The organism is Streptomyces sp. NPDC048590, from assembly GCF_043199535.1.
In the GTDB taxonomy this organism is placed as follows: Bacteria; Actinomycetota; Actinomycetes; order Streptomycetales; family Streptomycetaceae; genus Streptomyces.
In genome coordinates this window covers 376704-388049 of the sequence record NZ_JBICWC010000010.1, presented here as the reverse complement: position 1 = coordinate 388049, position 11346 = coordinate 376704, and the positions used below count along the sequence as shown (strand labels likewise).

General features: G+C 69.9%; 12 protein-coding genes. 9 read left to right on the top strand and 3 right to left on the bottom strand.

The genetic code is table 11. From position 1 onward, the window contains the following. Positions 1-113 precede the first annotated feature (113 nt). The 8 genes from ACGFNN_RS28495 (at position 114) to ACGFNN_RS28460 (ending at position 7106) form a co-directional block, all read left to right on the top strand. Positions 114-761, top strand: a complete 648-nt coding sequence (locus ACGFNN_RS28495; protein ID WP_362553406.1) for an HAD family hydrolase — start codon at positions 114-116, stop codon at positions 759-761. A 42-nt stretch (positions 762-803) separates the two neighbouring features. Continuing rightward, complete coding sequence (locus ACGFNN_RS28490; RefSeq protein ID WP_393560108.1) at positions 804-2009, top strand: MFS transporter; 1206 nt, start codon at positions 804-806, stop codon at positions 2007-2009. Continuing rightward, positions 1978-3150 (top strand): acetoin utilization protein AcuC, encoded by a 1173-nt coding sequence (locus ACGFNN_RS28485; protein WP_393560106.1) that lies wholly within the window; start codon positions 1978-1980, stop codon positions 3148-3150. The genes ACGFNN_RS28490 and ACGFNN_RS28485 overlap by 32 nt, the downstream gene beginning before the upstream one ends. A gap of 78 nt (positions 3151-3228) precedes the next feature. Beyond that, entirely contained in the window at positions 3229-4044 is an 816-nt protein-coding gene (locus tag ACGFNN_RS28480; RefSeq protein ID WP_393560104.1) for a phosphatase, read from the top strand. Positions 4045-4172: 128 nt separating this feature from the next. Then, the gene (locus ACGFNN_RS28475) at positions 4173-4385 is read left to right on the top strand and encodes a helix-turn-helix domain-containing protein (protein ID WP_362675217.1); all 213 of its coding nucleotides are present in this window, start codon (positions 4173-4175) and stop codon (positions 4383-4385) included. A 110-nt stretch (positions 4386-4495) separates the two neighbouring features. After that, positions 4496-4594 carry a 30S ribosomal protein bS22 gene (locus ACGFNN_RS28470; protein WP_003948845.1) on the top strand — a complete coding sequence of 33 codons (99 nt, stop codon included), beginning with the start codon at positions 4496-4498 and terminating at the stop codon, positions 4592-4594. Between the two features lie 387 nt (positions 4595-4981). Continuing rightward, on the top strand, positions 4982-6052 hold the full coding sequence (locus ACGFNN_RS28465; RefSeq protein ID WP_393560136.1) for an NAD-dependent epimerase/dehydratase family protein: 1071 nt from the start codon (positions 4982-4984) through the stop codon (positions 6050-6052). A 16-nt stretch (positions 6053-6068) separates the two neighbouring features. After that, positions 6069-7106, top strand: a complete 1038-nt coding sequence (locus ACGFNN_RS28460; RefSeq protein ID WP_393560102.1) for a lysophospholipid acyltransferase family protein — start codon at positions 6069-6071, stop codon at positions 7104-7106. A 64-nt stretch (positions 7107-7170) separates the two neighbouring features. Here ACGFNN_RS28460 and ACGFNN_RS28455 read toward each other — a convergent pair whose 3' ends face one another. From ACGFNN_RS28455 to ACGFNN_RS28445, 3 genes are all read right to left on the bottom strand, one after another. After that, positions 7171-8364 (bottom strand): DUF5667 domain-containing protein, encoded by a 1194-nt coding sequence (locus ACGFNN_RS28455; RefSeq protein ID WP_393560100.1) that lies wholly within the window; start codon positions 8362-8364, stop codon positions 7171-7173. Between the two features lie 245 nt (positions 8365-8609). Continuing rightward, positions 8610-9386 carry an ECF subfamily RNA polymerase sigma factor, BldN family gene (locus ACGFNN_RS28450; protein WP_362553385.1) on the bottom strand — a complete coding sequence of 259 codons (777 nt, stop codon included), beginning with the start codon at positions 9384-9386 and terminating at the stop codon, positions 8610-8612. Between the two features lie 449 nt (positions 9387-9835). Continuing rightward, positions 9836-10777: an HAD family hydrolase gene (locus tag ACGFNN_RS28445; RefSeq protein ID WP_393560098.1), complete on the bottom strand. Its 942-nt coding sequence runs from the start codon at positions 10775-10777 to the stop codon at positions 9836-9838. Positions 10778-10921: 144 nt separating this feature from the next. Between ACGFNN_RS28445 and ACGFNN_RS28440 the strand changes: the two genes are divergently transcribed. Continuing rightward, positions 10922-11197, top strand: coding sequence for a glutaredoxin family protein (locus ACGFNN_RS28440; protein WP_362553379.1), 276 nt, complete (start codon positions 10922-10924; stop codon positions 11195-11197). The last annotated feature ends 149 nt before the right edge of the window (positions 11198-11346 follow it).

Below are 11346 nucleotides of genomic sequence, written 5' to 3'. Positions count from 1 at the left end.
CTGCAGGGGGGACCCTGTGGGAGAGTAGGACGCCGCCGAACAATTATTCCGGGAAAGCCCCGTGCCCTTGTGGCACGGGGCTTTTCTGCGTTCCGAGCGTCTAGGGTCGGACCATGCGCTACGAACTGGTCATCTTCGACAACGACGGCGTGCTCGTCGACAGTGAGCCGATCTCCAACACCGTCCTGGCCGACTACCTCACGGAGCTCGGCCACCCCACCTCGTACGAGGAGTCCCTCCGCGACTACATGGGGGCGGCCATCCACCGCGTCCACGACATGGTCGAGGAGCGTACGGGCCAGAAGCTTCCGGCGGACTTCGACGAGGAACTCCACAGGCGGACCCTCGGCGCGTTCCAGCAGGAGCAGCTCGCAGCGGTGGACGGCGTGGACGAACTGCTCGGCGGGCTCGTCGCCGGCGGGGTCGCGTACTGCGTCGCCTCCTCGGGGAGCCACCAGAAGATCGCCGCCGGGCACCGCAACACCGGCCTCGACCAGTGGTTCGAGGAGGAGTGGATCTTCAGCTCCGAGGACGTGGGGAGAGGGAAGCCCGCCCCGGACCTCTTCCTCCACGCCGCCGAGCGGATGGGCATCGCCCCCGAGAGGTGCGTCGTGATCGAGGACAGCCCCCTCGGTGTCGAGGCAGCACGGTCCGCGGGGATGGACGTGTACGGATTCACCTCGATGATGCCGGCGGACCGGCTGGCCGGAGTGACCGGACACTTCTCCGACATGTCACAACTGCCCGAACTGCTCGCCTGATCCATCTACCCAGCGGTAGATCCGGGCTCTACGCTCGCGGCCATGACGGATGCGCGGTTGCGGTACGGCAGGGTCTCGCTCGCCCTCAGCTTTCTGGTGCAGGGCGTGACCTTCGCACTGCTGGTGACGCGCATCCCCGCCATTCAGGACCGGTACGGGATATCCGACGGGCTGCTGCCCGTCTTCCTGGCGGCGGTACCTGTTCTGGCAGGGGTCGGCAGCGTGGCCACGGAGAAGGCCGTCGCGCGGGTCCGCCCCGGGGCCGTCCTCAGGTGGGCCCAGCCCGTCGTGCTGCTGGCCCTGCTGGGGGTCGGTGCCGGGGACCAGGTCTGGCAGGTGGCGGTCGCACTCGGGGTGTTCGGACTGTCCGTCGGATCTCTGGACGCCTCGATGAACATGATGGGCGTCAGCCTCCAGCGCGCGTACGGGCGGAGCATCATGCTGGGCTTCCACGCCGCCTACAGCCTCGGCGGGATCGCCGGGGCGTCGATGGCGTGGGCCGGTGCGCACTGGGACCTGTCCCTGCTGGTCTCCTACCTCCCCGCAGTGGTCCTTCTGCTGCCGGCGGCCCTGATCGGGAGCCGCTGGTACACCGAGGGGGCCGAGGGCGGTGACGTTCCGGCAGGGGGAGGGGCGGGGCAGGGCACGTCCGTGCCGTTCAGGCTGCTGCTGCCGCTCTGCCTGGTGATGGCGTTCGCCTACATCGGGGACTCGACGGTCTCCAACTGGAGTGCGAAGTACCTCCAGGACGTCCTGGGCAGCTCCGAGCAGCTGGCGACGGTTCCGTACAACGTCTACATGGTGACCACGCTGCTGGGCCGGGCCGTCGGTGACCTGGGGGTGCGGCGGTTCGGGGCCGTCGCGGTCGTGCGGGGCGGGAGTGTGCTGGCGGCCGTGGGGTTCGCGGTGGTGGCGCTCGCCCCCGGGGCCTGGTGGGGCATGCTCGGGTTCACGCTCCTGGGGCTCGGGCTCTGTGTGATCGTGCCCCAGACGTTCGCGGCGGCGGGACGGATGTTCCCCGGGGCGAGCGACGTGGCGGTGGCCCGGCTGAACGTCTTCAACTACGTCGGGTTCCTCGTCGGGTCGCCGCTCGTGGGGGCGCTGGGCGACGCCTGGAGCTATCGCGGCGCGATGCTGGTGCCGATGGTGCTGGTTCTCGCGACGCTCGCGTACGCCCGGTCGTTCGGCGCGGAACCCGCCCGATACGGTGGCGGGCATGAGCGGGCGCGCGCAGCTGATGTGGGATGAGGCAGTAACGGGATACGACTTCGGGTCCAGTCACCCCATGGACCCGGTGAGACTGGCTCTGACGATGGGGCTGGTGCGGGCGTTCGGTCTGGACGGGAAGGTGGACGTCAGGTCCGCCAAGGCGGCCGGTGACTCCACTCTGCGGCTCGTGCACCGCGCCGACTACGTGGCAGCGGTCCGTGCCGCCTCGGCCGATCCTGGCTCCGCCGACCAGGCCTACGGGCTGGGGACCGTCGACGACCCGGCCTTCGCGCGGATGCACGAGGTGTCCGCTCTCATCGCCGGGCTCTCGGTGGGCGCCGCCGAGGCGGTCTGGCGTGGGGAGAGCACACACGCGGTGAACTTCACCGGAGGTCTCCACCACGCGATGCCCGGCGCGGCCTCCGGTTTCTGTGTGTACAACGATCCCGCGCTCGCCATCGCACGGCTGCTGGAGCTCGGTGCGGAGCGGGTCGCGTACGTGGATGTGGACGTCCACCACGGGGACGGGGTGCAGGCGGCGTTCTGGGAGGACCCCAGGGTGCTGACCGTGTCGCTGCACGAGCACCCGCGCACCCTGTTCCCGCAGACCGGGTGGGCGGAGGAGACGGGCGCCGGGCCGGGCGAGGGCGGTGCGGTGAACCTGCCGCTGCCTGCCGGTACGGGTGACGCCGGCTGGCTGCGTGCCTTCCACGCGGTGGTGCCGGAACTGCTGGAGGATTTCAGGCCGCAGGTCCTGGTCACCCAGCACGGCGCCGACACGCACTTCGAGGATCCGCTGGCCCATCTCGCGGTGTCGCTGGACGCCCAGCGCGCGGTGATGACGGCCTGTCATGAGCTGGCCCACTCCTACGCGGACAACGGGCGCTGGGTCGCGCTCGGCGGTGGCGGCTACGCCGTGGTGGACGTGGTGCCGCGGTCGTGGACCCACCTCGTGGGCATCGCAGCCCACGCCCCGGTGGACCCCGAGTCGATGATCCCGGCTTCGTGGCGGGACGAGGTCTACGCCCGCACGCGGCAGTTGGGCCCTGCCCGGATGACGGACGGCCGCGCGCCGGCGTGGAAGCCCTGGGAGGACGGCTACGACCCCGCGGACCGGCTGGACCAGGCGGTGCTGGCCACCCGGCGGGCGGCGTTCCCGCTGCGGGGTCTCCTGGCCTGAGCGGGGGGTTTACGCCAACGGTGGTGCGGTATCCGGGTTCACGCCCGGGGGTCCTCGTGGTGCGGAATCATCGGGAGGGTGTTGAGCACCGGAGCGCTGCGCGCTCACCTGCTGGCGGCCCGGCTGGCCGGGCCCGTGGCCACGCCGCGGGAGACCAGCCTGCGGAGTTACCGGCTTTTCGCGGCGCGGGACCCCCGCCTGCTGCTCGGCCTCGATCCCGACCGGGTCTGGGGCGAGCGTGATCTGCTGCGTCTGATGGCGGACAAGTGCGGTGTCTCGGACGACCCCGGCCATGTGTCGGGCCCGGACATGATCGACCCGGAGCGGACTCTCGCGGCTCTGGACGCCTTCGCGGAGCGGCTCGCGGGGGCTGCTCGGAGGCGGGTCCCGGTGCTGTTCGGCACCGGGCACCCGCACCGTCTGATCGGTTTCTACGCCGGTCTGGCAGACGCCCTGTCGGCGGCCGGATGCCTGGTTCTCACTCCCGCGCGGGGGCGCGGTGTCGACGTGATGACCCGATTCGGCGTACGTCGGTACAGCCTCGACTACGTACGAGGTGTCGCCCTGGTGCGCGAGCCGGGCGTGCGGGTTCAGGGGAGTGCCGCCGGTGCGCACACCCACTCGCCGCTGCCCGTCCGGGCTGTCCTGGAGGCGGCGGTGGAGGCCCGGGGGGCGCTGCCCGAGTTGGTGGTCGGGGATCACGGATGGGTCTGCGGTGCAGGTCAGCTGGGCATCGAGGCCATCGGGCTGGGTGATACGGACGATCCCGCGCTGTTCGTGGGTGAGGAGGAGGGACGGGTATCCGTCGCTGTTCCCCTGGATGACGGTGTGCCGTCGGACCACTACGGGCCGATCGCTCGGTATGTGCTCAATCGCGCGCGTCTGTCACGGTAGGCCGCCGATTTCCTTACCTCTTCCCCACTCGCATCACCCGCACCTAATCTGGGGAGTGAGCGCACAACGACGAAGAGTCACCGGAGGGGAAGCCGGTGCGCGTCTCGTGCGGAAGGTACAGGTGGGTCATGGCTGCTGGAAGCGAGAGGCCTCTCAACGAGGTCAGGTTCCTGACCGTGGCGGAAGTCGCCTCGGTCATGAGGGTGTCGAAGATGACCGTGTACCGCTTGGTGCACAGTGGTCATCTGCCCGCGATCAGGGTGGGAAGGTCGTTCAGGGTCCCGGAGCAAGCGGTTCACGAGTATCTCCGCGACTCCTTCGTGGGGGTGGAGTCGGCCTGACGTCCCCCTCGGATTACGTCCCTCACGCGGTGGCGGGTAGGCTAGGCCGACGTAGGTCGTGTGGGCCCAGACGCCCCGCACCAGTGAAGAAGAAGTGAGCGAGGGTAGTCGTGGGCTCTGTTATCAAGAAGCGGCGCAAGCGGATGGCCAAGAAGAAGCACCGCAAGCTGCTCAAGCGCACGCGCGTTCAGCGTCGCAACAAGAAGTAAGCGAACGCGGTTCGTGAGTACGAGGCCCTCCCGCCGTCCTGGCGGGAGGGCCTCGGCGCGTTTCCGGTGCCCGCGCGGGTGAGAGCCGTGCGGCGGTTCGGTGGTATTCCCGCCATCGGTTCGGTAAAGCCCGCCTGGGGTCATCACAGGGCAACATCGACCGACTACGGTGACGGCTAAGGGCTGTCCCGCAATTCCCGGTGGGCGCGCGGCGTCAGCTACGGCGCCTCGCCGCGTTGTCGGAACGTCCGCATACATCCAGTATGCGGACGTCCCTCCGCCTTGCGATGCACCGCATCTGACGCCGCGCGCTGATCCACCGGGAATTGCGTGACTGCCCTTAGGGGAAGACCCCGTTCGGTGAACGATCGACGGAAGGCGCTGATCTTGGGGAAGATCGTGCTCGTCACAGGCGCGGCCCGGCAGCTGGGAGGCCGTTTCGTACGGCGCATCCAGCGCGACCCGGGTGTGGACCGGGTGATCGCGGTCGACGCGGTCGCGCCGGGGCATCAGCTGGGCGACGCCGACTTCGTCCTGGCGGACATCCGGCAGTCGGCCATCGCCCGGGTCCTCGCCGAGCATTCCGTCGACACGGTCGTCCACCTCGACGTGTCCGCGAAGGCCTCCGGCGCCGGTGGCAGGACGACGGTCAAGGAGACCAACGTCATCGGCACGATGCAGCTCCTCGGTGCCTGTCAGAAGTCCCCGTCGGTGCAGCGGCTGGTGGTGAAGTCGAGCACGAACGTGTACGGGTCGGCCCCGCGTGATCCGGCGGTCTTCACCGAGACGACGACGCCCAAGTCCCTTCCCAGCGGTGGCTTCGCGAAGGACGCGGTGGAGGTCGAGGGGTACGTCCGCGGATTCGCGCGGCGCCGGCCCGACGTCGCCGTGTGCGTACTGAGGTTCGCGAACATCCTGGGCCCGGAGCCGGACTCCCCGCTCGCCGACTACCTCGCGCTGCCGGTCCTTCCGACGGTCCTCGGGTACGACCCCCGGCTGCAGTTCGTCCACGAGGACGACGTCGTCGACGTACTGGAGATCGCCGCTCGTGAACCACGGCGGGGGACGCTGAACAGCGGCACGTTCAACATCGCCGGCGACGGGGTGCTGCTGCTGTCGCAGTGCTCCCGGCGGCTGGGGCGGCCGACGGTGCCGGTGCTGCTGCCTGCCGTCACCTGGGTGGGTTCGGCGCTCCGCACGATCGGCATGACCGACTTCTCCCCCGAACAGATCAGGCTGCTCACCCACGGCAGGGTGGTCTCGACGGTGCAGATGCGCGAGACCCTGGGTTTCAGGCCGAGGTTCAGCACCGCGGAGACCTTCGCGGAGTTCGTGCGGAGCCGCGGGCCGGGGCTGCTGCCGCCCGAGCTGGTGGGCAGGGTGGTCGGCAGGCTCGCCGGTCCTTCCCGCGGCGGTGGACCCGCCGTTACGACACATCCGACACACAGCGCCAGGTAGAGGAGCGCGACCGACGATGGCGGACGCCAAGGTCATTCCCTTCGACGACGACCGCTCACGCACGGGCGTGGGGCGGCGCAGAGGCATCCCTGCGGGTGGTGGACGGGTGCAGGCGCCCGCGTCCGCCCTTCCCGCGCCCGTCAGCGCCCTTCCGGGCACTCAGGTGCCGGAAGGGGCCGGTGTGCCCTCGGACGAGAGCGTGAAGGGGCCCGCGAGCGACTGGGACCGGCGTATCGCCGGCGGGCTCGCCTTTCTGCGGCGCAGGCTCACCGGCGACTACGAGGTCGACGAGTTCGGTTACGACGAGGAGCTGACCGACCAGGTCCTCATGTCGGTGCTGCGGCCGCTCGCGGACAAGTACTTCCGGGTCGAGGTCAAGGGCATCGAGAACATCCCGTCGGACGGCGGGGCGCTCATCGTGGCCAACCACTCCGGGACGCTCCCGCTGGACGGTCTGATGCTCCAGGTCGCCGTGCACGACAACCACCCGGCACAGCGGCACCTGCGTCTCCTCGCGGCCGACCTCGTCTTCATGCTTCCGGTCGTCAACGAGCTGGCCAGGAAGGCCGGGCACACCCTGGCCTGCGCCGAGGACGCCGAGCGTCTGCTGACCGGCGGTGAGGTCGTCGGGGTGATGCCGGAGGGCTTCAAGGGCATCGGGAAGCCGTTCGGCGAGCGGTACAAGCTGCAGCGCTTCGGAAGGGGCGGATTCGTCTCGACGGCTCTGCGGGCCGGTGTGCCGATCATTCCGTGCTCGATCGTGGGCGCGGAGGAGATCTATCCGATGATCGGCAACTCCAAGACCCTCGCGAGGGTTCTCGGGGTGCCGTACTTCCCGATCACACCGACGTTTCCGTGGCTGGGTCCGCTCGGTGTGCTGCCGTTGCCGACGAAGTGGACCATCCAGTTCGGGGAGCCGATCCCGACGGACGGCTATCCGCCGGAGGCGGCGGAGGACCCGATGCTGATGTTCAACCTCACCGACCAGGTGCGGGAGCAGATCCAGCACACCCTGTACAAGCTGCTGGTGCAGCGCCGGTCGGTCTTCTTCTGACACGGACTCGCATGCGTGAGGGGCGCCGTCCGGCCGGACGGCGCCCCTCACGCACGCATCCCGATTACGGTTCGATGTCCTCGCCGTCGATGCCCAGACCGGGCAGCAGGCCCGGGAGCAGCGGGGGCAGGGTGACGTCCGGCGCGGGGGACGCGTCGGAGCTGTCGTCCGGGGACGACGGGGTGGCGCCGTCCGTCGGGAGGTCGTCGAGCAGGCCGTCGGTGGAGCCGCCGAGCAGTCCCTCGTCCGGGCCGCTGTCGGAGCCGGACGGTTTCGGTGTGGTGCCGGCGGAGGTGTCGTCCTCCGGAGTCTGGGACGAGGGAGCCTTGCGGCCGGGGGCCGGGGAGTCCTCGTCCTGTCGCGGGGAGCCGGCGGACGGTGCGTCCTGTCCGGTGCCCGGTGTGCGTGGCAGCAGGGACTGCAGCGGTGCGACTTCCTGTTCCATGGCCTCGAAGACGGAGCTGACCCTGTCCCCGATGTCGGCCAGCTGGACGGGCAGGCGCTCGCGGAGGCTGCTCCAGCTCGCGCGGTGCGAGCGGGAGAAGGAGTCCAGCTTCTGGATCGGCCCGATGGAGCCGTCGCGCTGGTAGACGGTGTGCAGCAGGCGGTGGCCTTCGGTGGCGTCGTGCGTCATGCCGTCGAGGGCGCGTCTGATCTCACCGATCGATTCGTGGTCCATCTCGCCCGAGCGGGCGCGTTCCATCAGCCTGCGGGCCTCGCCGAGGCGGGTCGAGGCCTGGTCGAGGTAGGCCTCGCCGCGGTCGGCGTCACCGCTGGCCATGCCGAGGCTGATGTCCTCCATCCCGCGCTTGAGCGGGTAGAGCGAATCACCTGGCAGGGCGTCCGAACTGGCAGCGGCCACCCCGCCGAACGCTCCCGCCGCCACACCGACCGTGAGCCCTCCCGCGGTGAGGCCCTTCGCCCAGCGGGAGCGGGGGCGGAGCCTCCGGATCGGGGAGGCCCGGTGGGCCCCCTTGGTCCGTTGCTCGGGCACCGTAGGGCCCGAGGACGCACCGCCCTCGGCGAACATGGTCTCCATGGCTGCCACGAGCTGGGCTCGCTGCACCACTTTGACCTCGGGATCGAATTGCGGCTGCGGCAGCTCACCGAGGCCGTTCGCCAGGGCCAACAGCTCTCCGTGGTCGGCCGGTTCGGCCGGGTCCTCGGGCTGCACGGCCGCCGCACCGGGAGGGGACTGCTCCTCCAGGGCCTGGGCGAAGGCGTTCGCCCGCCGGTGTGCCGAGACGTTTGCGATCACTGGCGGCACCTCCTCTCGTCATGACGGTCGACTCCCCTGAGGGTCCGGAAGGTTGCCCACCTGAGTCGTTTCCGCACGAACGAGCGAACGGTTGGAAACGGTCAGGCAAGGCGACAGGGGGCCTGCATCCGGCACAACGAGCGGCGCGGCACTTGGGTTACGGACGAAAGATGATCCGATCGGTGTGTCACGAGCACGTCACGGAGCGTCATGTACGGACGCCCTGCGGGCGCTCGGGAAGGGCGTCAGCGGGCGTCGTCCGGGAGGAGCCGGGCGAGCGTGCGCACCGCCCGGTACTGCAGGGTCTTGATCGCGCCCTCGTTCTTGCCCATGACGCGGGCGGTCTCGGCGACCGAGAGTCCCTGCAGGAACCTGAGGGTCACGCACTCCTGCTGCTGCGGGTTCAGGCGGCGCACGGCCTGCAGCAGTGCGGCGTTGGAGAGGGACTCCAGGACGGAGTCCTCCGGGCTCCGGGCCACCTCGTTGGCGTCCAGCATTTCGCCGGTGGTCACTTCCAGTCGGAAGCGACTGGATTTGAAATGGTCCGCGACCAGGTTCCGGGCGATCGTGACCAGCCAGGCGCCGAAGTCCCGGCCCTGCCAGGTGAAGGTCGAGATACGGCGCAGGGCACGGAGGAACGTCTCGCTGGTCAGGTCCTCCGCTGTCGCCTTGCCTCCCACGCGGTAGTAGATGTACCGGTACACGGTGTCGCTGTACTGGTCGTACAGGCGGCCGAAGGCCTCGGCCTCACCGGCCTGCGCGCGCTCGACGAGATCCATCATGCGCGCGCTGTCGCTGTCGGCCGTCGGCCGACGGACGGCAGGCGTGGCCGAGCTGCCGCGGCTGCTCCGTCTTCCGACGGCGGCGCTGCGTTCGGCCAGCGCGTAGCAGGGACCGGCAGGTGCAGGGGTGGCGAATTGGGGGACGGCGTACGCGGTGGGGACGAAGCCGCGCAAGTGGTCGAGGACCGTTGCGCGCAGCGTAGCCAGGCCCGAGGTGTCAACCCCGACGTGTGGGTACACGGGACTCCCAGAGGCAGAGCTTCCATCACGTGCAGTTCGAAAACCATCACTCGTGGTAGCGGGTGACGGGCTCCTTGTGCGTCTGAGGAGAATAACGCTTCGTACAGGCCGTGCTACACCCAGTTGCTCAAATCATCGATTACGTCGCTTCCGTATCCTCTAAGTGACGGTTCAAGTTGCATATCGTGACCGGTTATTGATCGATTGGCTTCGGGATCTGCTTACGGTGACGGCGGGTTGTGGTCGCCCGGACGCAACGCGACTGGCCGGGGCGATGAATGGTCCGTGCCGCTGTTCCGCTCTCGATTGGCCGTACGTCTCCGGGCGTGCCGTCGCCTCCGCGGCAGGAGGGCTCCCGCCGGGCCGGGGGATCGCCTCCGGTCATGGCGCCGCACCCCCGCCGGGACGGCCGGCGGGGGTGCGGGGGGAGTGGTGGGAGGTGCCGAGGGTCAGCGGCGGCGGCGGTGGAGCGCCACGGCGGCGGCGGTGCCGCCGGCCAGGGCGCCGACGCCAGCCGCGGCGGGGATGCCGACCTTGGCCGCCTTGCGGCCGGTGCGGTAGTCGCGCAGCCGCCAGTCGAGGGAGCGGGCGTGCTTGCGGAGCTTGGAGTCCGGGTTGATCGCGTAGGGGTGGCCGACCAGGGAGAGCATCGGGATGTCGTTGTGGGAGTCGCTGTAGGCGGCGCAGCGGTCCAGGTCCAGGCCCTCCGCGGTGGCGAGAGCCCGTACGGCTTCGGCCTTCGCCGGGCCGTGGAGCGGTTCGCCGACCAGGCGGCCGGTGTAGACGCCGTCGACCGACTCGGCGACCGTGCCCAGTGCGCCGGTGAGGCCGAGCCGGCGGGCGATGATCGTCGCGGTCTCCACCGGTGCGGCGGTGACCAGCCAGACCTTCTGCCCCGCGTCGAGGTGGGCCTGGGCGAGGGCGCGGGTGCCAGGCCAGATGCGGTCGGCCATGTACTCGTCGTAGATCTCCTCGCCGATGGACATCAGCTCGGAGACGCGGTGGCCCTTGACGATGGACAGGGCGCTGTCGCGGGCGTCCTGCATGTGTTCCGGGTCCTCGACGCCGGCCAGCCTGAACCAGGCCTGCTGCCAGGCGAACCGGGTCAGTTCACGGCGCTGGAAGAACTTCCGCTTGTACAGGCCGCGGCCGAAGTGGAAGATCGCGGCGCCCTGCATCACGGTGTTGTCGAGGTCGAAGAATGCCGCGGCCCGGGTGTCTCCGGCGACCGGGAACGGTGGCTCCCCGGCCTCTCCGGGAGCGGCCGGCGGCTCCTCCGTACCGGTGGGGAGTGCCGACTTCCGCGCTGCCTCGGCTGCGGCCTCGCCTGCGAGCACGCTTCGTGCCGTGGCGGGGCGCCTGCGGGGGGTGAGCCATCCAAGAGCGGCCATGTCGTGAGCATAGCCATTCTGTTCGGCTCTTCCCGACCTGGCGGGATGCGGCGGTGTGAACTCTCCGGGACCGGGGCGTTAAACGGGTGATTCCGTGTCGTCCTCGTACGGGACCGCCCGTGGGGCGGGGAGCAGAATGAAGGTATGAGTGCACTGCTGCGTCGTACGAAGAAGAAGCCCGCGGAGCGGGTGGTGACCCTCGTGGGGAAGCCCGGCTGCCACCTCTGCGACGACGCGCGGACCGTGGTGAGCTCGGTCTGCGAGGAGACCGGGGCGTCCTGGGTGGAGAGGGACATCACGCAGGACGAGTCGCTCCACAAGGAGTACTGGGAGCAGATCCCGGTGGTCCTGATCGACGGCGAGCAGCACACCTTCTGGCGGGTGGACCCGGACCGGCTGCGCGCCGCCCTGCGTACGTGAGGGGGCTTCCACGGCGAAACCCGGTTAACATCGTGGGCGTTTTGAGTGGTCTCGGGGGCGTGGACATGAGGAGTGTGTACCGTCTTGCCCCCTTCGGGCCCGCAACGGGCTGATGGCGCCACCGGTTCCGGGATCGCGCAGGCAATACG

Excerpts from the sequence above, each read along its gene's own strand:
- ACGFNN_RS28495 (WP_362553406.1), top strand. The coding sequence starts at position 114 with ATGCGCTACGAACTGGTCATCTTCGACAACGACGGCGTGCTCGTCGAC.
- ACGFNN_RS28490 (WP_393560108.1), top strand. The coding sequence starts at position 804 with ATGACGGATGCGCGGTTGCGGTACGGCAGGGTCTCGCTCGCCCTCAGC.
- ACGFNN_RS28485 (WP_393560106.1), top strand. The coding sequence starts at position 1,978 with ATGAGCGGGCGCGCGCAGCTGATGTGGGATGAGGCAGTAACGGGATAC.
- ACGFNN_RS28475 (WP_362675217.1), top strand. The coding sequence starts at position 4,173 with ATGGCTGCTGGAAGCGAGAGGCCTCTCAACGAGGTCAGGTTCCTGACC.
- ACGFNN_RS28460 (WP_393560102.1), top strand. The coding sequence starts at position 6,069 with ATGGCGGACGCCAAGGTCATTCCCTTCGACGACGACCGCTCACGCACG.
- ACGFNN_RS28445 (WP_393560098.1), bottom strand. The coding sequence starts at position 10,777 with ATGGCCGCTCTTGGATGGCTCACCCCCCGCAGGCGCCCCGCCACGGCA.
- ACGFNN_RS28440 (WP_362553379.1), top strand. The coding sequence starts at position 10,922 with ATGAGTGCACTGCTGCGTCGTACGAAGAAGAAGCCCGCGGAGCGGGTG.